Genomic DNA, 21,684 nt, shown 5'->3' on the forward strand with positions numbered 1-21,684 from the left:
AAACCCGCCGGAAATTCCGGCGGGCTCACCACAAAAATAATTGAATATGAAGAATGATAGTTTTTATCTTGTTCTGCTTTTGATATCGTCCGATGCCGCTTCGATATCTCTTACTTTTTTCAATTTCTGGTTTCCGAAATTATACGTAAGGCTTACCGTTACACTCCTTCTGTACTGGTCATTGCGGATGTAATTGTAATTTCCGTTAGGTTGATAATCTTCAATTTCTACAACATTTGTTCTCAGCACATCATTCAGGTTTACGGCAAAAGTCCAGTCGTTCCAGTTTTTCTTGATACTCAGATCAAGGCTCATCAGGTTTTTAAGCATTCCCAGCTCTATCTGCTGTTTGTCTACATAGAAATAATTGACACCCAGGAACCAGGTTTTCTTTTTATCCAGACGAAGGGTATTGTTACTCGTCACAATCAAACTGGTAGATTTTACATTATTCGTATACACTATAGGTTTGCCGTCTTTATCTACAAAAGTTTCACCGGTGGTAGGATCTTCTGCAAGAGATCCATCGTTGATGTTGTGCTGGATTCCCGCATTGAAGTTCAGGGTTAAATACTGCTTGAAGAAAGTCTTCTGAATTCCAACCATGGCAGACATTTCCTGTCTGTCACCAAAATTCGTTCTGATATAACGCAGTACGCTTTGTTCACTGATCGTTCCGTCTGTAGCTTTGGTGAATCCCTGCAACGGAACCTGGGTGATCTGATCTTTGAGATAAGAGTGATTCAGAATCAGGAAATAGGAGTTTTTATACATATACGTCAGTTCCTGATTATAGGTGGATGATGCCTTTACAAAAGGATTGTTCTGCGTATAATTAACCTCAGTGATATAATTTCTTACCGGATTGATTTCCCAGAAACTCGGCCTTCTCATTCTGCTCGAAAATGAATAAGAGATATTGTTCTTATCATTAATCGCATAATTGAAGCTTAAATACGGAAGAAAGTTATTATAATCCCTCTCAATCACCTGATGCTTTTGCGGCTCCGTTTTATTTTTAGGATTAAAGCTATCCGCCGTTCCCAGACTGTTCGTAATTTCATATCTGGCTCCGATTTTTCCTGAAAATTTATCAGAGAACTTCTTTTCCAGCGTCAGATAAAGACCGTAAATATTTTCATCATAAATAAAGTGATTGGTTTCCGGGCTGGTTTCTATTCCGGTTAAATTTCCTGTAGGGCTGTAAAGATAATCGTAAGTAAGGTTTTTGGTATCATTGTCTGTCCTTGTTTTGTTAAAATTCCCGCCCGCAGAAAGGGTAAAGTCACTTTTAAATTTCTGGATATAATCTACAGTTCCTGAGAAATTGTTGATGATCTGCGGAATATCCTGGATAATTGTTTTTTTCGTTCTTGAAAAATCAGCCCAGTTCGTGATACCAGGAAGCATGGTATTGTTGTCTGAAAACTGAAATCTTTTATAAATCATATAGGCCACATTTACATTCAGCTTACTTCCCAGTGAGTCCAGCTTGGCTTCATAGTTGAGGTTCACCGAGTTATTGTAGTTTCGCGCGTCTGCTCTGTTTTTCGTTCTGGTGTATGAAATATCCGTAATTCCTTTGTCATCCGTTAGGGCCAGTGTATTGAACAGGTCAATGGTTGAATTATAACTTTTATTGGCCCATGAATTCCATGATAAAGCTAAATTGTTTTTTTCGTTCAGCTGGTAATCAATATTAAGATAGCCGCCGATGTTTTTATTCGGGTCATCAATATCACCTACCGATTCATTTTTTAACTGGCTTGTACCGTTTCTTAAAATATAGCTTTGAGGCTCGATGTTTTCGCCGCCATTCAGGTTGGCGCTTATTCCCAGCTTATCCTTTCTGTAGTTCACAGAGAAGCTCGCCTGGCTGGCGTTGAATTTATTCTGGGTATTGGACATCCGCATGTTTCCATTAGTACCGTCGCTCATTTTTTTCTTCAGGACGATATTGATGATCCCGTCTGAAGATTCAACCTGGAATTCACTTCCCGGAACCGTAATCACTTCAATTCTCTGGATATTTTCAGCCGGAGTATTTTTAAGGAATTGGGCCAGGGATTCAGCATCCATATTGGTTTTTCTTCCGTTGATGTAAATCAGTGCATTGTTTTTTCCTGCGATCTTTAACGTTTTATCATCCGTTGAAGAAAGAAGCGGCGTTTGTTTCAGCAGATCAAAAGTGGTATTTCCTTTGGCAACAGGAGATGCTGCCACATCATAGACAAAACGATCACTCTGCTTTTTAAAAACCTGTTTTGTTATCGTAATTCCTTCTATGGATTTTGTTTTGGCCGTGTCGGATTTCTTTTCCTGGGCAAAAGCGATGCTTCCTGAGATGGCTGCTGCCAGTATAATGATCTTTTTCATGATTCCTTATTTAAGTGTGGTAATAGTGGTGGTGGTAATTCTTTGTAGTGTTTATTACGAAAGGTGATGAGTTCCGTGATGTCATGAATATCCTGCCTCACCTTGATAAAGGCGAATTTTATATGTTTCTATGAATGGTTAAAGATTGGTTTCCTGAGTTGAAAAGCTTTCCTGAATTGTTTAGGTTCTTGATTTTATCGCATCGTTGGCAGATTTCATTTCTCTTGCCTTTTTCAGCTTCTGGTTCCCGAAGTTGTAGGTTACCCCGATATTCAGAATTCTCGGATATTCGAAGTTCACCACATTATTGTAGCTTCCGCTAGGCTGTATTCCCTGTATGCTGTTAAAGTTCTGGTTAAATACATCATATACTTCAGCCACGAAAGTCCAGTTCCCCATGATCTTTTTTAAGCTTACATCAAAGCTCTGTCTTACTCCTAATGTTCCGCTTTCAATTTTTACTTTACTTCCATAATAATAATTGACTCCCAGATACCAGTCTTTATTAGCAGAAAGGCGGATATTGTTGTTAATATTAGCTGAGTAATTAAAGTTTTTAAAGTTGATTACATATGGGTCCAGCACTTCGGTGTATCCCGGAACCGGTACTGAGGTTGGATCTTCCGAAACCGTTCCCTTATAGATGCTGTAACCCAGGTTGACGGAATAATTGGTCGTCCAGATTTCTTTGAACCAGGATTTATTCATCCCTAAAGTAAGTCCGAACTGCTGGTTGCTTCCATAATTGGTTCTGATATACCTTAAGAATCTGGTAGTCGCAATGACAGGATCTCCGTTCGGGCCGTAAACAATATTTCCACTTTCATCTTTTTGAGGCCCGGTGATGCTTCCCTGAAGCGGGATCTGGTTGGAAGCGTCTTTTACATAACTATAGCTCAGATTGGCAAAAAATGCACTCTTGAACATATAGCTGATCTCCTGATTATAATATTTCGAAGCCAGTACAAATGGGTTATTCTGTGTATAATTATTAGGCGTGAAATACGTTCTTGAAGGATTCAGTTCCCAGAATCTCGGTCTTCTGATCCTGCTGGAAAAACTGTAGGTAAGATTATGGTCTGCATTGATCGCATAGTTCAGATTAAGATAAGGCAGTAAATTATTGTAATTTCTGTCGAAACTTGTTTTATCCAGAATTTCACCGCTGCTTCGGGTCATCTCGTAACGTGTTCCTATCTTTCCTGAAAACTTTTCACTCAGTTTTCTTTCATACGTAATATAGACACCAAGGATTCTTTCTTTGTAAATAAAATGGTTCGTCTGGTTCACATCATTCACAAATACATTGTCTACCAGGTTGTCCTGTCGCGTATCATTGTCTGTATTGGTGTGGTTGTAGCTTACTCCCATCAGCCAGGTGTGGCCTTTCGCTGTTTTTTTAAGATAGTCGATATTGGCGGCGTAATTGTTGATAATTTGTGGTACAGACTGTCTCAGTGCGCTGTATGGCATGCTTTCATCAACATCAGAACCGTTGGTAAGCGGATAGCTTTTATTAACGCTCATTTTATCCCTGTTAAACCATAAATAAGAAATATTGGACGTAAGCTTGCTTCCGATGGTATCTGTTTTTATTTCATAGTTTAAATTGAAAGAGTGGTTTCTTGTCTGAGCATCCTCATGATTGATGGTTCTGTTGGTAAGAACGCCATTCTCCCAGTTGGTCACATCAAGGATAGAATTGAAACTCTTGTTGTATCTCATATTATAGGTGAATCCTAAGCTGTGTTTTTTATTAATTTCATAATCAATATTCACGCTTCCGCCCACATTTTTGTTAGGATCATCATTAAACCCTAAAGATTCATTTCTGAAAGTAGGATCTCCGTTCGATAAAGTATATCGTTCCCTGTCTGTCCAGCTTCCAGTATTGAAATTGGAATTCACAGACCATTTGTTTTTTCTGAAGTTGAAAGAAGCTCCGGCAGAAGGATTATTATAGTAAGCATGCTCATTATTCATTTTCAGGGTTCCGTTATAGCCGTCACTTTTCTTCTTTTTCATTACAATATTAATGACCCCTTCATTGGATTCTACCTGGAATTCACTTCCCGGTGTAGTAATCACTTCAATTTTCTGGATGTCTTCAGAAGGCGTTCCTTTCAGCATTTCTATTAATGCCTCAGCATCCATATTGGTTTTTTTATTGTTGATGTAAACCACTACATCAGATTTCCCCATGATCTTCAACGACTTTCCGTCGATGCTTGAAACCATTGGAGTCTGCTTCAGCAGATTGAAGGTATTCGTTCCTTTAGCAATAGGAGACGAAGCTACATCATAAATAAAACGGTCACTCTGCTTTTTGAAAACCTGCTTCTTGATATTGACAGCTTCAATGTTTTTTACTTTCAGGGTATCTTTCGACTGCTGGGCAGCTGCCAGTCCGCTGAAAAATAGGGCGGCAATAAAGATTTGAGTTTTCATGATATTATTTTTTAGGTGTTAATAGCTTGTATGGATGATTATTTAACATTACAAAGATATATAATAAAAACAGTATCATGCAATACAAAGTACTTAAAATATTTTTATTTATTATTTAACTTATTGGTTATCAGTTATTAAAATTTTACTTTAAAAAAATAAGTTTTCTTGACTTTCTATATAATTAGACAATTGAGGCTGAAATTTTGTTACATCGGAGATGAAAAATTAATCAGATTTAAAAAAAATGTAATGAGAAATTGAATAAATGGGGTAGATGTTTATTTTATGATTAATTTAGTGTAAACTAAAAATTAATACCATATGACAAAAATTTATTCTATTTTGTTATTAGTATTGTTGATGTTTTCATGTAAAGATGAAACATTTATAGATATTGATGACAACACCACCACCCCTGAGTCTAATTTTAATTTTGGAAATACAGTACAAAGAAATTTTCAGGGAATAGTACTTGATACCAGCGGGAATCCTGTAAGTGGAGCAACGGTAACCATCGGATCGAATACCGTTCAGACTAATTTCAAAGGCTTTTTTACGTTTAAAAATGCCGGTGTAAAAGAAAACTTCGCCCTTGTGAAGGTAACAAAATCCGGATTTATAGACGGTTCAAGAGTTTTGGTTCCAACAAGCGGAATAAACCGTGTGAATATTATGATGATCCCGGCGACTACAACGGCCAGTATCAATTCAGGAACAACTTCTACAGTTTCTTTACCGAATGGGACCAAAGTAAAATTTGACGGAAGTTTCAAAGATGCAAGTGGTAATGCCTATAGCGGAAGCGTAAATGTTGCCCTGTATAATTTAGCCTCATCCAATCAATATCTGACTGAATTAATGCCCGGCTCTTTACTGGCCACCAATGCCGGCGGAAATGCAAGAATTATGGAAACCTTCGGGATGGTGCATGTTCAGCTTACCGGAAGTTCAGGGCAAAAATTACAGATTGCAAATGGTCATACCGCTGAAATGACCGTGCCTATCGATGCTTCACAAACATCAGTTGCTCCCAATACAATTCCGCTCTGGTCATATGATGGAAATACAGGAATGTGGAACGAAGAAGGTTCTGCCGTAAAAGTAGGGAATACCTACGTAGGAACAGTAAGCCATTTCTCCTGGTGGAACTGCGATGCGCAGTTTCCGCAGGCCATCCTGAAAGTAACCGTGAAAAATCCTGCTGGACAGCCCATGGTGAATACAAAAGTTACCTTGAAAAGAAGCAGTCAGACCTATGAAACCTATGGGATAACAGATAATCTGGGTATGGTTACAGGGGTTATTCCTGCCAATGAAACGCTAAATCTTAAAGTATATGATATCTGTAACACGGTAGTGTATACGTCAAATGTTCCGCCTGTAGCGGTGGGAACTACCATGACACTACCTGATATTATCGTGACATCAACAGGAAATCAGTATACCATACAGGGGAATTTAAAAACCTGTACCAATACTGATGTTACGGATGGCTATGCTCTTTTAAGACCTGCTACCGCTACAAATTTTTTCCAGTATATGTCAGTTCCGGTGAATGCTACCGGTAATTTTTCATTTAACGTATATTCATGTACGGCTAATCCTCAGTTTATCCTGGAAGGCTATGACTATACGAATTTGCAGACTTCAGGAGAAATTCCTTTTACAGCCAATTTACCGGTGATGAATTTCCCTAATGTTTCAGTCTGTAATTCATTAAGTGAATTTATCAGTTATAAAATTGATAATCAGAATGTAAAATATGTGTTGGGGAATATCAATGCCCAATGGACCGGACTTACCCCCACAAGCCCGAATGCGATTCCAAAACAATTACGGATCAATTCTACATCAACTGCCGGAAACGCTTTCTTTATGACCCAGAATAATATGCTTGGCGTTCCGGGAACCTTTAATACCGATTATGTACTTGAATTTTCCGGAGGATTTTTCAATTCTTCTACAGGAAGTGTAGTGGTTCAGGTAGCCAGTTTTGGAGCAGTAGGGGCGTATATTGACTTTACTGTGAACGGGACGTATATTGATAGCTCTGGAAACCATACTTTCACAGCAACCGGGCATGTACTGCGGGATCTTTAGCAATTTGCTCACCCGTAAATCAAATAAAAAAGGACCATCACGGTCCTTTTTTTATGTCATATTGTTACTCCCTGTCAAAGCGGGCCAGTTTTTTGTCGATCCAGATTGTGGCAAAAGGAAAGAAAGCGGCAATTAATGCGAAGACACTGTCCTCGTCATCCCATTCGTATATTTTTCTGATGGAAGGCAGAAATATCAGGTATAAAGTAAAGAAAAACCCGTGAATACTTCCGATGGTACTGATGTACACAATAGGGAAAACACCTTCCGGATCAATCCGGATCCACGTCATTGCAGTGAACAGGAAAAACCAGGAAACAGCTTCCGCCAGACAGATCTGCTTAAACCATCTGATTACTTTTTCCTGAGGATATTTTGAGAAAAATTTTTCGAGAAACTCCATGTTTGTAGTATAAATGATCGATAATAAGTCATGGCTCAGCCCCTAATACCTGATTCCTTCAACCTATTCCCTGAATTGCAAAATTACTTATAAAAACTGCTTCCATCCAAATATTCAAATACTTCCGGAGGCAGCATCGGGCGGGTATTTTTACCGTCGCGGATCATATTCCTGATCTCAGTGGCAGAAAGCTCTATAACCGGCGCCTGGATCATGGAGATATTTTCATGCTGAAGGTATTCGGAATCCTTTTTTTCACCTTCAAAAACCCTTGGATACACAATGATATGGTGATTTTTGATCAGTAGATCAGAATTTTTCCATTTGTGAAGGCTTTCCAGATTATCTTCTCCCATGATCAGACTGAAAGAATGGTCAGGATATTTTTCATGAAGATAAGTAAGGGTATCAATGGTATAACTTGGTTTGGGAAGGGAAAATTCTACATTGGAAGCTCTCATTTTCGGGTAATTCTTGATGGCAAGCTGTACCATATCCAGCCTGTTATGATCCTTCAGAAGTGATTTTTTATCTTTAAACGGGTTCTGAGGGCTTACCACAAACCATAGTTCATCCATGTCCGAGTTTTCCAGAATATAATTAGCCAGAATAAGATGTCCGATGTGTATCGGGTTGAAAGAGCCGAAAAATAAACCGATTTTTTTCATATATAGGGCTTAGATTTGAGGGATTAGGAATTAGGGCCGGTTTGCAGTTTGATAATGATGGCATTCAGCATTTTTGATATTTCAGATGCTGTTTCGCTTAATTTTTGAAAATCTTCAAGGCTTAAGTAATTTAAATTCTTTGAAATAATAAGTTGTGTTTCCAATTCTGCACAGCTTCCACGGGCAATTTTTAAAAACTGGATGTAATCTAGGGTTGACCTTCTGGAATGTCCCTCGGCAATGTTGGATGGAATTGAAATTGAAGAGCGGCGAATCTGGCTGGTAAGAGTATAAAGTTCTTCTTTTGGGAAATTTTTGGTGCATGTATAAATTTCAGTAACAAAATCCACTGATTTCTGCCATACCAATAATTCTTTATAATTTCCCATAGTACTAATCCCTAATCCCTTTCTCCTAATCCCTGAATTTCACGTCCTTTATATTCAGATAATGCGTTACATTTCCTTTCCAGTGATTTTCTTCGAGGGTAAAAGCAAGGTCAAAATTTTTATTTTTAAAATCTTCTGCGTGCTGTCCCAGTTTAAAACCTACACATTCGATGTTTCTACCTGTGGATTCCTGTTTGATATAAAACTTGAGGTGATTATTGTCTTTCCCCATCGTTTTGACATAACCGGATAATTTCTGGTTGGTAAGCGTAAGGATAGGCTTCATATTGTGAGGACCGAAGGGAGCCAGTTTCCTGTGGAAATTAATAAATTCCCTGTTGATCTCCTCAACTTTAATCTCGGAATCAATCGTTACGGAAGGTTCCTGCTGATGCTCTTTGATTCTTTCGGAAACTATTTTTTCAAATTTTATTTTAAAGGCTTCAAACTTGTCTTTTTCCATGGAAAGCCCTGCAGCAGCATGATGTCCTCCAAATTTAAGGAAAAACTCAGAACACATATCAAGCGCTTCATGCACGTCAAAATCAGAGACAGAGCGGGCAGAAGCTACCATCTCACCATTATTCCCATCGGTAAATACCAGAGTGGGTTTATAATACGTTTCAATAAGTCTTGACGCCACAATACCAATCACCCCTTTATTCCATTCGGGATGGTAAACAATCGTAGAATGTTTTGTTTCCTGCTGGGATTCTATGATCTGGTTCAAAGCGGAAAGCGTGGAATTCATATCAAGTTCCCGTCTTTCATCATTAAGGTTCATGATGTCTCCAACGATCTGGTTGGCATGTTTAAGGTTGTCGGAAACCATCAGCTCCACCGCTGCTTTTCCGTGGGAAATCCTTCCGGCAGCATTGATCTTCGGGGCAATTTCAAAAACAATATTTGAAATTTCAAAATGAGACAGCTTATCTTCAGGAATCAGTAACCGTAAACCAAGATTTCTTGTTTTCCTAAGGACCTTTAGTCCCATTTTTGCCAGAACACGGTTTTCGCCCGTCATGGAAACAATATCGGCGGCAATAGAAATCGCCAGCAGATCGGTAAGCTCAAATAATTCGGCTTCCGGAATTTTATAAATGGTGTTCAGGCCCTGGCAGAGTTTAAATCCTACGCCGCATCCTGAAAGTTCTTTAAAAGGATATCTGCAGTCGTTTCTTTTGGGATCCAGAACCGCTACAGCATTAGGAATTTCTTCACCCGGAAGGTGATGGTCGCAGATAATGAAATCAATATCCAGTTCCTGCGCATAGTTGATCATATCAATGGCTTTAATACCGCAGTCTAAAGCAATGATCAGCGAAAAACCGTTTTCTTTCGCGAAATCAATTCCTTCGGTGGAAATTCCATAGCCTTCGGAATTTCTGTCCGGGATATAATAATCCAGGTATTTCTTCTCAACAATTTTACTGAGGTACAAATACATTAGCGCAACCGCCGTAGTTCCGTCTACGTCATAATCGCCATAAACCAGTATTTTTTCTCCGTTTTCAATAGCATTGGCAATGCGCTCTACAGCTTTCTGCATATCTGCCATCAGGAACGGATTGTGGATGTCATTAAGATTGGGCTTGAAGAATTCTCTGGCCTTTTGATAATTGTCAATTCCCCTTAGAACGAGGAGTTTAGATTCAAAAGTACCAAAACCAAGTGACGAACTTAATCTGTCCACAACTTCCTCATCGGGTTCGGGCTTGTAAATCCATTTCTGACTCATTTCACAAAAATAAGGAAAAAAAACAGCATTTTGAAATGAATATGGATGAAGTTGACTTACTGAATGTTAAAAAAAATATCTATCTTCGCGGTCCAAATTGAAATAAATATGAAAAAAATGACTATCTGCCTTTTATTTTTAGGCGCACTGAATGCTGTATCAGCACAGAAAATTAATCTTGGAAAAGCTGCCGGCGTTGTTTCAAAAGGAGCAAAAGCCCTTACTTTTACCAACGAAGATGCCATTAAACTGTCAAAGGAATCTGTTGACTGGATGGATAAGAACAATCCGGTGGCAGGGCCAAAAGATCCTTACACAGTAAGACTGAACAAACTTTTCGGAAAACACAAATCCCAGGATGGGCTTGCGTTGAACTATAAAGTTTACAAAGTGAAAGATATTAATGCTTTTGCCTGTGCAGACGGAAGTGTTCGTGTATTTTCTTCGTTGATGGATATCATGACGGATGACGAAATACTGGCAGTTATCGGGCATGAGATCGGGCACGTGAAAAATCAGGATACAAAAGATGCTATGAAGGCGGCTTATATGAAGGCGGCGGCGTTAGATGCGGCTTCATCCGCGTCTGGAACTGTAGCGGCTTTAAATGACAGCCAGGTGGGTAAAATGGCCAATGCCTTCTTAGATGCTTCACATAGCAAAAAGCAGGAATCTGAAGCGGATACGTATTCTTATGATTTCATGAAAGCCAATAATTATAATGTAGTGGGTGCCTATTCTGCATTTAAGAAATTAGCTTTGCTTTCAGAAGGAAGTACACAAACTGGCTTTGAAAAAATGTTCAACTCTCACCCAGACAGCGAGAAAAGAGCTCAGGCGATCAAAAAGAGAGCAGAAAAAGACGGTTTATGGAAAGATCCGGGAACCATTGCTATTCCTAAGACGAAACTTACCAAATAATATCGTTTCACTTAAAAATAAAAATTCCTCAAAGTTGTCTTTGAGGAATTTTCTTTATAAGATTGAATGTTGCCTTAAAAATTAAGCGTACATTTTTTCTTTCAGTTCTTTTACTTTTTTATCAGCAAGATATTCGTCGTAAGTCATTTCTCTGTCGATGATTCCTGTTGGAGTCAGCTCAATGATTCTGTTACAGACTGTCTGAAGCATCTCGTGGTCATGGGAAGCCAATAAAAGATTTCCTTTGAAGTTTGACAATGAGTTGTTCAAAGTAGTGATACTTTCAAGGTCTAAGTGGTTGGTAGGTTCATCCAACAGTAAAACATTAGCTTTCTGAAGCATCATTCTACTGAACATACATCTCATTTTTTCACCCCCTGAAAGTACTTTACATGATTTCAACGCTTCATCACCGGAGAAAAGCATTCTTCCTAAGAAACCTCTTACGAATTCTTCGTGACGCTCTTCATCGTTTTTGGTGAATTGTCTTAACCAGTCAACAAGGCTTAGATCTTCCTGGAAGAAATTGGTGTTATCCAAAGGCATGTGAGATTGGTTGGTGGTAACTCCCCACGCTACTGTTCCCTTATCCGCCTGCACATTTCCGGCAAGAATTTCAAAGAACTCTGTAATTGCTAAAGAGTTTTTGGAAAGTACGGCTACTTTATCTCCTTTTTTAAGATTTAAATCAATGTTAGAGAACAATAATTCCCCGTCTTTTGTTTTTTCAAGACCTTTTACATCCAGAATCTGATCTCCCGCCTCTCTTTCCATTTCGAAAATAATGGCAGGATATCTTCTTGAAGAAGGCTTAATATCATCGATGTTTAGTTTATCGATCATTTTCTTTCTGGCTGTAGCCTGTTTTGCTTTCGCAACGTTGGAGCTGAATCTCGCGATAAAGTCCTGAAGTTCTTTCTTCTTTTCTTCCGCTTTTTTATTAGCCTGAGCTCTTTGTCTTGTCGCTAACTGGGAAGCCTGGTACCAGAAAGAGTAGTTACCGGTGTAAAGGTTAAGTTTAGCATAATCAAGGTCTCCGATATGCGTACAAACCGTATCCAGGAAGTGACGGTCGTGAGATACAACGATTACCGTGTTTTCATAGTCTGCAAGGAAATCTTCTAACCAGGAGATCGTTTCGATATCCAGGTCATTCGTAGGTTCATCCAGGATCAGTACATCCGGATTTCCGAAAAGAGCCTGAGCCAATAGAACCTTTACTTTGTCCTTGTTCTCAAGTTCACTCATCATCTGCCAGTGCATATCATCTTTGATCCCTACGTTGGAAAGCATGGTCTGTGCATCTGATTCAGCAGTCCATCCTCCCATTTCGTCATAGATCACACCCAGTTCACCCGCTTTGATTCCGTCTTCATCAGAAAAGTCTTCTTTAGCGTATAAAGAATCCATTTCTTCTTTTATTTCAAATAATTTCTTGTTTCCTCTTAAAACAGCCTCAAGAACAGTATATTGATCATAAGCAAAGTGATCCTGCTCCAATACTGACATTCTTTTCCCCGGCTCCAAAGATACATGCCCTGTAGTAGGATCCTGCTTTCCCGTTAATATTTTAAGAAATGTAGATTTCCCCGCACCGTTTGCTCCGATAATCCCGTAGCAGTTTCCTTTGGTAAACATAATATTTACCTCGTCAAAAAGAACTCTTTTCCCGAATTGTAAAGATAAGTTAGATACTGTTAACATATAGTTTTGTAAATTTGGCGCAAAAATACGAAAAGAATTTGGGTATTTCGTAATAATGTAATAGTCAAGTTTTTAAATATAAGGTATTTTTTCTATATTTCATTAATGAAATAATAGACCAGAGTCCCGAAGGGACGATTTAATAATGAATTGGGTATAACCCAATCAACATAATCACGTCATATAATATATCACGGTAATCACGAATTATTTACAATGAAGATCGAAAAAACAGTCAATATATTAAACAGAAGAGCCCGTTTTGAATATGAAATCCTTGAAGAATTTGAAGCCGGGATGGTTTTAACAGGTACCGAAATAAAATCTTTACGTTCTTCCAAAGCATCCATCACAGAATCCTTCTGTCAGTTTATTGATGGGGAATTATACATTATCAACATGATGATTGATGAGTATAAACTGGGAACTTTTTACAACCACAAAACAAAAAGGGAACGAAAATTGCTGTTGCACAAAAAAGAATTGCAGAAACTTGAAAAAAAGTTAAAGGATGCAGGGAATACGATTATACCTCTTAAATTGTATATCACAGACAAGGGTAAAGCAAAGGTGCTGATTGCGCTTGGTAGAGGGAAAAAACTCTTTGATAAAAGGGAAGCGATTAAAGATAGAGAAAATAAACGTAACCTGGACAGAATATTAAAGAAAAGTTAAAAATCATTCAAAAAACTTTGTATATAAAGAAAAATTATATTTATTTTGCATTATCAATTATTTAATCATTTAATTCTATGAAAAATCTAAAATTAGGAATTTCAGCATTGGCGCTTACGGTTGCCTCTACTGTGTTCGCTCAGACTACCAACAATCCGTGGTTGATCGGGGTTGGTGCTCATGCGGAAAACCACACAGCACAGAGAGATAACTTCAGTAATACGCTTTCTGCAAAAAATTTAACGAAGAATATGTTCAATATGAACAACTTCTCTATTACGCCTCCATTATCTAAGTTAACAGTTGCTAGAAACATCGGTAAAGGTTTAGTTATCGACTGGCAGACTACAGTAGGTAATGTAGACAACAAAAGATTCAACATGGGAAAAGAATTTTTCCTAATGACGGGTATTGGTTTCCAGGCTAAAGCAGCTGGTCTTTTATGGAATGAAGAATCTTGGTTCGATCCATATTTAAGAGTTGGTGCTAACTACCTAAGACATGATTATACTGCTCTTACTTTCCCAAGAGGAAGTTTCATTAACGGTAATCCAACTGGAGAAATGATTTCTAATGGTGATGGTGGTAACGAAAATGGTAAGGCTAATCACTTTGCTGTTGCTGCTGGTGCTGGTGTTAACTTCTGGGTAACTAAGAACTTCGGTCTTGGTGTTCAGGGTGACTATGTAACAACTCCAGGTGATAAATCTACAGTTGCTAACTTCTGGCAAGCTTCTGCATCCATCTTATTCAGATTTGGTAACAGAGACAGAGATAAGGATGGTATCCTAGATAAAGATGATCTTTGCCCAGATACTCCAGGTCTACCAGAATTCCAGGGATGTCCTGATACAGACGGTGACGGAGTTCCAGATAAAGACGATCAATGTCCAGAAGTAGCTGGTCCGGTTGAAAACAACGGTTGTCCTTGGCCAGATACAGACGGTGACGGTGTTATCGATAAAGATGATGCTTGTCCTTCAGTAGCAGGTCCTGCAGAAAACAAAGGTTGTCCTTGGCCAGATACAGACGGTGACGGAATCCTAGATAAAGATGACGCTTGTCCTACTGTTCCAGGTCTTCCAGAGTACAACGGATGTCCTAAACCAGCAAAAGTGAAAGAAGAAGAAATTCAGACTCAAGTTAACAGTATCTTCTTTGATTTCAACAAAGCTACTATCAGACCAGAATCTAAAGGTGCTCTTGATAAAGCTGCTGATATCATTAAGAAAGAAGGAGGTAACTATCTATTAGAAGGTAGAACTGATGCTAAGGGTGCTGAAGCTTACAACTTGAAATTATCTAGAGAAAGAGCTGCTTCTGTAGTTGCTGCTTTAGATGCTAGAGGTGTAGATGCTAATGCGCTTAAATCAATCGGTGTTGGTGAAGCTAAAGCTACAGTTTCTGAGAAAGCTTCTGATGCTGAAAGACAAGTTGACAGAAAAGTAGTTGTAAAGGCTATTGAAGATGCTAACGAGTGGAATGCAATCGCTAAGAAAGATTACACTGATGCTCCAGTTAAGAAAGCGGTAGTTAAGAAAAAAGCTACAGCTAAGAAAAAAGCTCCGGCTAAAAAGAAAAAATAATTAATTTTTCTAAATAATAAATACCTCCGATGATTCGGGGGTATTTTTTTTTTGTTGACTTTTAGTTAATTTTGTTGAAAATTTAAAATCAAAATGGGAAGAGCATTTGAATATAGAAAAGCTTCTAAAATGGCCAGATGGGATAAAATGGCCAAAACTTTTTCTAAAATAGGTAAGGATATCGCCTTAGCTGTAAAAGCCGGAGGAACGGATCCTGAAGCCAACCCGGCCTTAAGAAGATGCATCCAGAATGCGAAAGGGGCAAACATGCCTAAAGACAACGTAGAAAGAGCCATCAAAAAAGCAAGCGGTGCCGATGCTGAAAACTATGAAGAAGTAACTTATGAAGGATACGGACAGGGTGGTGTGGCTTTCTTCGTGGAATGTACAACCAACAATACCACCAGAACCGTGGCCAACGTAAGAGCGATCTTTAATAAATTTGACGGAAACCTTGGAAAGAATGGGGAATTAGCTTTCATCTTCGACAGAAAAGGGATCTTCAACCTGGATTTGTCTCAGATCAAAATGGACTGGGATGATTTTGAAATGGAAATGATTGATGGGGGTGCTGAAGATGTGGAAAAAGATGAAGAAGAAGTAATGATTACAACGGCCTTCGAAGATTTCGGTTCATTATCACATAAACTGGATGAATTGGGAATTGAAGCGAAAAGTGCTGAACTTCAGAGAATACCAAATAACATCAAAGACGTGAACGCAGAGCAGTTTAAAGCGAATATGAAAATGCTTGAGCGTTTTGAAGACGATGATGATGTACAGAACGTGTACCACAATATGGAGATTACAGAAGAGCTGATGAACTCACTGTAAAAAATAATATAGCATTCATATACAGTTAACTTTCAATTAGTTTCTTTGTATAAAACTATGAAAAGAAACGTTGAATTAGTTGTCATATCGGATGTGCATTTAGGAACTTATGGATGTAAGGCTAAAGAGCTGTTGCGGTATCTTAATTCTATCCAGCCTAAAACATTAGTTTTAAACGGAGATATTATCGATATCTGGCAGTTTAAAAAGTCTTACTTCCCTAAACCTCATTTGAAGGTGATCAAGAAGATCCTTTCATTTGCGACCAAAAACACACAGGTCTATTATATTACAGGAAACCATGATGAGATGTTCCGAAAGTTTACGGACTTTGAACTGGGAAAACTGAAAGTCTGCAACAAGATCTGTCTGGATATTGACAAACAAAAGACCTGGATCTTTCACGGAGATGTTTTTGATGCCTCGGTGCAGCATTCCAAGTGGATCGCCAAACTTGGAGGAAAAGGGTATGATCTTCTGATTGCCATTAATAATATGGTCAACTGGTTTCTTGAGAAGATGGGCAGGGAGAAATATTCATTTTCCAAAAAAATCAAGAACAATGTAAAGAAAGCGGTGAAATATATCGGGGATTTTGAACTGACTGCCTCTGAGCTCGCTATCGACAATCACTATGACTATGTAATCTGCGGTCACATCCACCAGCCCCAAATTCGTGAAGTGGTCAATAAAAAAGGATCCTGTACTTATCTGAACTCCGGTGACTGGATAGAAAATCTGTCAGCTCTTGAATATCATGATAAAGAATGGAAAATTTTCTATTATGACGAGCATAAAGATTCACTTAAAGATGATGAAGCAGAAGAAATCCAGGATATGGACAGCTCAGAGCTTCTGAAAATAGTAACTAATTTTTCTTAAATGAAAATACTGTATGCATTTCAAGGAACCGGAAACGGACATGTTGCCAGGGCCCAGGAAATTATCCCTCTCCTCAAAAAATATGCTTCGGTAGATACACTTATCAGCGGGCATCAATCCCAGTTAAAGGCTGATTTTGACATTAACTTTCAATACAAGGGCATTTCTTTACTCTATAATAAAACCGGAGGCTTATCCTACCGTAAAACGTTTACCGAAAATAAATTCCTAGAAGCTATAAAAACCATCAGGGAACTGGAACTATCACAATACGATCTGATCATCAATGATTATGAGCCACTAACAGGATGGGCCGGAAAATTAAAAAAGTTTCCCATGATCGAACTCAGCCATCAGGCTTCCATGAGTTTTGCTGAAACCCCAAAACCGGCAAAGAAAGATTTTCTCGGTGAGCTGATCCTGAAATACTATGTTCCCAGTGAAAGAAAAATCGGATTTCACTTTGAAAACTATCATCCTCAGATCAAAAAACCTGTAATCAGAAAAAAAATCCGAAACCTGAATCCGGATAAAAAAGGATACTATCTTGTATATCTGCCTAGTTTTGCAGATGAAAACATCATCAAAGTCCTGAAACAGATTCCCGTACAGTGGAAAGTATTTTCAAAGTACAGTAAAGTACAGGTCAAAGTGAAAAATGTGGAGATTTTTCCTATTGACGAACTGCAGTACCTGAAATATTTTGAAGGTTGTGATGGAATTTTATGCAATGCCGGGTTTGAAACTCCAGCTGAAGCATTATTTATGGATAAAAAACTGTTCGTGATCCCTATTCATAACCAATATGAGCAGGAGTGCAATGCTACTGCCCTGGATTTGATGGGAATTCCAAATTCAAAAGTATTGAATCTTCAGGAAATCATGGAATGGGTAGCTTCAGATCATCATCTGAAAGTAGATTATCCGGATGATATAGAACAGATCCTTGTAAATGAGGTTTTAATTCTTTAGAAAAATATCATCAACATCACTCATTCTGGTCATCACCGCTCGGGCGTAAGAACAGTGCGGATACACCTTCCAGTTATTTTCCCGGGCAAATTTAATAGCTTCTTCAACCAGGTATTTTCCCATTCCCCGGCCTTCAAATTCCGGATGTACCAGAACAAAAGAAATAATCAGCTTATGATCTTCCGGAAAAATAGTGTAGGTAAGCCTTCCTACTTCTTTGATATCATTATTCAGGGTAAGGACCCCTCCGTTTCCTGATTTATTATTTTCGAATTTCATAATTTCAAACCTTTGGTATTAACCCTACAAAAATTGAACCGCAGGCAATTTGACATGAATTGTCAATGCTGAATTTGCTTCGCTGTCAATTTTTAATTCAATTACTTTTGAGCTATTTCTGCATATTATAATTTCCCATTCACTTGCGCAGCAAAAATTCACCACTCACTTACGAAGTAAAATTGACCACTCACCATTGACCTGTCAATTATCTTTTCCCGTATAGTAATTATAATCCTTGATCACCACACTGATAAACTGTCTTTCCGTCATCGTTTTTGGATCTATTTCCAGCTTTAAAATACTTTTGATCTTATCGGAAAGCCTGCTGATGATCTGGCGGTCATCTACTTTGAGGGCTTTGGTGTAATTATCTTTAATGATCCTCATATCATTATCACTTAAAGCAATCACCTGAGGGAATGAAGGGATATAGTCTTCCTTGATATTTTCCAGAATGGTATGGGAGATATTGATATTGTTTTTTAAAGAAATCACAGCGGTGCCGGAAGCAATGTCACCCAAACGCTGATTGTTTTTAGAAACAATCATAGAGATCAGCCCTACAACACCGGCTGCTGTAGTATCAATCAACCTGAAAACCCAACGGATAAGATAGTCCCCGAAACTGGCCTGGTACCCGTCAATTTTTACCACCCGTATCTTCATCAGTTTTTTTCCGGGAGTCTGGCCTTCCATCAGGCTTTCCAGAACAACAGGGTAAATGTAAACCGGGAACGTAAGAACAATATAAACAGCCATGATAGACCACTGGTCAAGGCCTGCCAATAAATACCCGAGATCAAAAATATTGAAGAAAAGATAGAATATAATAACAACGTAAGCCACCTTTATCAGCAGATCGATAATGAAGGCAAGCATTCTTTCTCCTACGCTGGCAATATTAAAATTAATATTTACATTTTGTGAGGTATTTATCGCAATTTGAGACATATTTTTTATTATTTTAGCCTTACAATTATGAGAGAAGTTTATTTCATTAAACAAAATAAAGAAAAATGGTTGGGAATCGAACAGGTTATTCAAGGGAAAATAAAAAAAAATCCTGATGACCTGTCTTCGCTGTATATCAACCTGATCAATGATCTTTCATTTGCACAGAGCTATTACCCTAAAAGTAATACCACAGTATACCTGAATCATCTTTCTTCACAGATATTCCAAAAGATCTACAAAACGAAGAGAGTGGAAGAAAACAGGCTGATTTATTTTTTCAGAACGGAAGTTCCTCTGCTGGTTTACCAGTACAGAAGATACCTGATGTATGCATTTCTCTTCTTTATCCTTTTTACTTCAATAGGGGTGCTTTCCGGAATCTATGATAAAGGTTTTGCCAATATTATTCTTGGCGAAGGCTACGTGAATGAAACCATCGAAAATATTAAAAAAGGAAATGCCGTGGGAGTTTATCAGAGTGGTTCTACCTGGGGAAGTACCATAGGAATTATTTTTAATAATATTGGAGTAGGCGCAAAATTATATATTTATGGCATTGCAGGCGGGGTGGGAACTTTGTATGCACTTCTTTCAAACAGTGTGATGCTGGGGTCCTTCCAGTACTTTTTCTATGATTACGGCGCTCTGAAAGACAGTGCAAGAGGAATCTGGCTTCACGGGGTTTTCGAGATCTTTGCCATGGTAGTGGAGGCAATGTGCGGGCTGATTCTGGGAGCGAGTATCCTGTTTCCAAAGACTTTTTCAAGATTTAATTCCTTTAAAACAGGCTTTAAGGACTCTTTTAAAATTTTCCTGAGCACCATACCTTTTACCATTTGTGCCGGAATTATCGAGGGATATGTTACAAGACATGCCCTGAAAATGCCGCTTGTGGTTAATTTGGCTATCATCATCTCATCAGTGGCCATCATTGGATTCTACTATTTTGTGTATCCTTCAGTGGTTTATAAAAGAACTAATACCAACAGTCATGATGCAGTTTTATAAAAAAAGAGAATTTGGGGCTTTCATTACTGACAGCTTTAATTTTTTCAAATTATACGGAAAAAATTATTTTAAGAATTATATCCTGATTAACGGGCTGCTGCTGATATTAACAACAGCTGTGGTCATTTTTGGATTCAGGGAAATTTTCGGACAGCTTATAGGTGGAAATACCGGTGGGGAAACCTATTATTTTGAAAGATATTTCTCAGAAAATTCCGGAATGCTTACGGTGGCAGGAATCCTTGTATTTATCCTCTTTATGCTTCTGATCATCGCGAACTATCTGTATCCGGTATTCTATATGAAAAGAATCGCTGAAGGGGCTCAGAAAATAAAAACAGACGAAATCCTGAGCGACTTTAAAAACAATGCCGGAAGAATTTTTAAAATATGCATTGGAATGCTTTTTATTGTCTTTCCTGTAGCAACAATTCTTATAGGGATTTCATATCTGTTATTGCTGATTATCATTGGCTTCTTCCTCATATTGCTGATCTATCCCACCATATTTAATGTTTCGTCATTTCTGATGTATGATTATTTTAATACGAAAAGAGGATTTATCGAAAGCCTGAGTTATTCCATAAGATCCCAGTTTTCTTACCCAAACGGAAATGAAAAGTCCCCGTACTGGAAATATTGGGGTGCATGCATCATCATGTTTATCATGATGTATATGATCACTTCCGTATTTACCCTTATTCCGATGTTTTTTATGTACGGATCACTTCTGACATCACCATCGGACGGAAACTTTGAAGAAAACCCTTTCACCGGAACTGTAGGAATTATTTTCTTTATATTCTATGGAATCTCAATGCTGGCTTCTTTGATTCTTTCCAACCTGATGTATATCAACGGAGGGTTGATGTATTACGACAGCAGAACAGATCTTCACCAGAAAATTGAGCTTGAAGAAATAGAAACCATAGGTATCAATGAATAAATTCCTTTTTTTTCTGCTGGTCTTTTTCTCCATAGGTCCTGTTTATGCACAGGATGATAATGAGGCTGCCATAGTGGAAGAATATATCGGGGATTCATTAGGGACAGGTCATTACAGGAATATGCTCCGTGCAGATTCTGTGCTGCTCAGGAACCCGGTTTCAGAAAATACACTGTATCCTAAAAAGTTCAGAGAAAATCTTCAGTCCAGATATAAAGGCAATGAATTTGATTACTCGGTATCCAAACCCAGAGAATCTTTTTTCCAGAAACTGATGCGTAGGATTGATAAGATCCTGCAGAGTATTTTTGGTGAGACTGTTTTTACCAATTCAGCAAAAATCACTACAGCCCTGATCCGTTTTTTTGCAATTATCCTCGTAGGGTTTCTTCTCTATTTTATCATTAAATATTTAATGGGCAAAGACGGAAACCTCTTTTGGGGCAGGAAAAATAAGAAAATCGATATCAATGCACAGGAGCTTCACGAAAATATCCATGAGATTAATTTTTCCGAGAGTATTGCAAAATTTGAAAGGGAAGGAGATTACCGTTCCGCGGTCCGTTACCAGTTTCTGCTGGTATTAAAAAAGCTCAGTGATAAAAAACAGATCAGCTGGAATCCCGAAAAGACGAATAAAGACTATGCAGCCGAACTTAAAGACCATCATTTGAAAGAAGAGTTTACAAAACTTTCCTACATCTTCGATTATGTATGGTACGGGGAATTCAGTATTGATGAACAGACTTATCTGAAATTTAAAGCTCAATATCAGGCTTTTAAACCATAATTGTA

Annotated in this window: 19 protein-coding genes; 10 read left to right on the forward strand and 9 right to left on the reverse strand. The window is 38.2% G+C overall.

What is annotated here, in order from left to right; genetic code table 11:
* Positions 1–63 precede the first annotated feature (63 nt).
* Both B7E04_RS06040 and B7E04_RS06045 read right to left on the reverse strand, forming a co-directional pair.
* The gene (locus tag B7E04_RS06040) at positions 64–2,376 is read right to left on the reverse strand and encodes an outer membrane beta-barrel family protein (RefSeq protein WP_080777812.1); all 2,313 of its coding nucleotides are present in this window, start codon (positions 2,374–2,376) and stop codon (positions 64–66) included.
* A gap of 180 nt (positions 2,377–2,556) precedes the next feature.
* Positions 2,557–4,824 carry an outer membrane beta-barrel family protein gene (locus tag B7E04_RS06045; protein WP_080777813.1) on the reverse strand — a complete coding sequence of 756 codons (2,268 nt, stop codon included), beginning with the start codon at positions 4,822–4,824 and terminating at the stop codon, positions 2,557–2,559.
* Positions 4,825–5,148: 324 nt separating this feature from the next.
* Here B7E04_RS06045 and B7E04_RS06050 point away from each other — a divergent pair, with 324 nt between their 5' ends.
* The gene (locus tag B7E04_RS06050) at positions 5,149–6,927 is read left to right on the forward strand and encodes a carboxypeptidase-like regulatory domain-containing protein (RefSeq protein WP_139785348.1); all 1,779 of its coding nucleotides are present in this window, start codon (positions 5,149–5,151) and stop codon (positions 6,925–6,927) included.
* Between the two features lie 64 nt (positions 6,928–6,991).
* Here the strand turns inward: B7E04_RS06050 and B7E04_RS06055 are convergent, their stop codons facing one another.
* From B7E04_RS06055 to recJ, 4 genes are all read right to left on the reverse strand, one after another.
* Positions 6,992–7,330 carry a DUF3817 domain-containing protein gene (locus B7E04_RS06055; protein ID WP_062650848.1) on the reverse strand — a complete coding sequence of 113 codons (339 nt, stop codon included), beginning with the start codon at positions 7,328–7,330 and terminating at the stop codon, positions 6,992–6,994.
* 83 nt (positions 7,331–7,413) lie between these two features.
* Positions 7,414–7,998 (reverse strand): nicotinate (nicotinamide) nucleotide adenylyltransferase, encoded by a 585-nt coding sequence (gene nadD / locus B7E04_RS06060; RefSeq protein WP_062650846.1) that lies wholly within the window; start codon positions 7,996–7,998, stop codon positions 7,414–7,416.
* A 23-nt stretch (positions 7,999–8,021) separates the two neighbouring features.
* Positions 8,022–8,387: a four helix bundle protein gene (locus tag B7E04_RS06065; protein WP_062650845.1), complete on the reverse strand. Its 366-nt coding sequence runs from the start codon at positions 8,385–8,387 to the stop codon at positions 8,022–8,024.
* A gap of 25 nt (positions 8,388–8,412) precedes the next feature.
* The gene (recJ, locus tag B7E04_RS06070; RefSeq protein WP_080777815.1) at positions 8,413–10,125 is read right to left on the reverse strand and encodes a single-stranded-DNA-specific exonuclease RecJ; all 1,713 of its coding nucleotides are present in this window, start codon (positions 10,123–10,125) and stop codon (positions 8,413–8,415) included.
* Positions 10,126–10,233: 108 nt separating this feature from the next.
* On the opposite strand from recJ, the gene B7E04_RS06075 reads away from it, so the two are divergent.
* Positions 10,234–11,046, forward strand: a complete 813-nt coding sequence (locus B7E04_RS06075; protein ID WP_080777983.1) for a M48 family metallopeptidase — start codon at positions 10,234–10,236, stop codon at positions 11,044–11,046.
* 81 nt (positions 11,047–11,127) lie between these two features.
* Here B7E04_RS06075 and B7E04_RS06080 read toward each other — a convergent pair whose 3' ends face one another.
* Positions 11,128–12,750, reverse strand: a complete 1,623-nt coding sequence (locus tag B7E04_RS06080) for an ABC-F family ATP-binding cassette domain-containing protein (protein WP_080777816.1) — start codon at positions 12,748–12,750, stop codon at positions 11,128–11,130.
* A 216-nt stretch (positions 12,751–12,966) separates the two neighbouring features.
* Between B7E04_RS06080 and smpB the strand changes: the two genes are divergently transcribed.
* The 5 genes from smpB to B7E04_RS06105 all read left to right on the forward strand — a co-directional run bounded on the left by smpB (position 12,967) and on the right by B7E04_RS06105 (position 17,699).
* Complete coding sequence (gene smpB / locus B7E04_RS06085) at positions 12,967–13,425, forward strand: SsrA-binding protein SmpB (RefSeq protein ID WP_040993570.1); 459 nt, start codon at positions 12,967–12,969, stop codon at positions 13,423–13,425.
* Between the two features lie 77 nt (positions 13,426–13,502).
* Positions 13,503–15,011: an OmpA family protein gene (locus B7E04_RS06090; RefSeq protein WP_080777817.1), complete on the forward strand. Its 1,509-nt coding sequence runs from the start codon at positions 13,503–13,505 to the stop codon at positions 15,009–15,011.
* Positions 15,012–15,104: 93 nt separating this feature from the next.
* The gene (locus B7E04_RS06095) at positions 15,105–15,845 is read left to right on the forward strand and encodes a YebC/PmpR family DNA-binding transcriptional regulator (protein ID WP_062650835.1); all 741 of its coding nucleotides are present in this window, start codon (positions 15,105–15,107) and stop codon (positions 15,843–15,845) included.
* A gap of 57 nt (positions 15,846–15,902) precedes the next feature.
* Positions 15,903–16,727, forward strand: coding sequence for a UDP-2,3-diacylglucosamine diphosphatase (locus B7E04_RS06100; RefSeq protein ID WP_080777818.1), 825 nt, complete (start codon positions 15,903–15,905; stop codon positions 16,725–16,727).
* On the forward strand, positions 16,728–17,699 hold the full coding sequence (locus B7E04_RS06105) for a glycosyltransferase family protein (protein WP_080777819.1): 972 nt from the start codon (positions 16,728–16,730) through the stop codon (positions 17,697–17,699).
* On the opposite strand, the gene B7E04_RS06110 is transcribed toward B7E04_RS06105, so the two are convergent.
* Both B7E04_RS06110 and B7E04_RS06115 read right to left on the reverse strand, forming a co-directional pair.
* Positions 17,688–17,978, reverse strand: a complete 291-nt coding sequence (locus tag B7E04_RS06110) for a GNAT family N-acetyltransferase (RefSeq protein WP_062650829.1) — start codon at positions 17,976–17,978, stop codon at positions 17,688–17,690. The genes B7E04_RS06105 and B7E04_RS06110 overlap by 12 nt on opposite strands.
* Before the next feature lie 204 nt (positions 17,979–18,182).
* A complete protein-coding gene (locus tag B7E04_RS06115) occupies positions 18,183–18,932 on the reverse strand; it encodes an RDD family protein (protein ID WP_080777820.1) in 750 nt (249 codons plus the stop codon).
* A gap of 27 nt (positions 18,933–18,959) precedes the next feature.
* Between B7E04_RS06115 and B7E04_RS06120 the strand changes: the two genes are divergently transcribed.
* The 3 genes from B7E04_RS06120 to B7E04_RS06130 are packed head-to-tail and all read left to right on the forward strand — an operon-like array spanning position 18,960 to position 21,679.
* A complete protein-coding gene (locus tag B7E04_RS06120; RefSeq protein WP_080777821.1) occupies positions 18,960–19,943 on the forward strand; it encodes a stage II sporulation protein M in 984 nt (327 codons plus the stop codon).
* Complete coding sequence (locus B7E04_RS06125; RefSeq protein WP_080777822.1) at positions 19,927–20,889, forward strand: DUF4013 domain-containing protein; 963 nt, start codon at positions 19,927–19,929, stop codon at positions 20,887–20,889. The genes B7E04_RS06120 and B7E04_RS06125 overlap by 17 nt, the downstream gene beginning before the upstream one ends.
* The gene (locus tag B7E04_RS06130) at positions 20,882–21,679 is read left to right on the forward strand and encodes a DUF4129 domain-containing protein (protein ID WP_080777823.1); all 798 of its coding nucleotides are present in this window, start codon (positions 20,882–20,884) and stop codon (positions 21,677–21,679) included. The genes B7E04_RS06125 and B7E04_RS06130 overlap by 8 nt, the downstream gene beginning before the upstream one ends.
* The last annotated feature ends 5 nt before the right edge of the window (positions 21,680–21,684 follow it).

Origin of the sequence: Chryseobacterium phocaeense, assembly GCF_900169075.1 — a bacterium.
In the GTDB taxonomy this organism is placed as follows: Bacteria; Bacteroidota; Bacteroidia; order Flavobacteriales; family Weeksellaceae; genus Chryseobacterium; species Chryseobacterium phocaeense.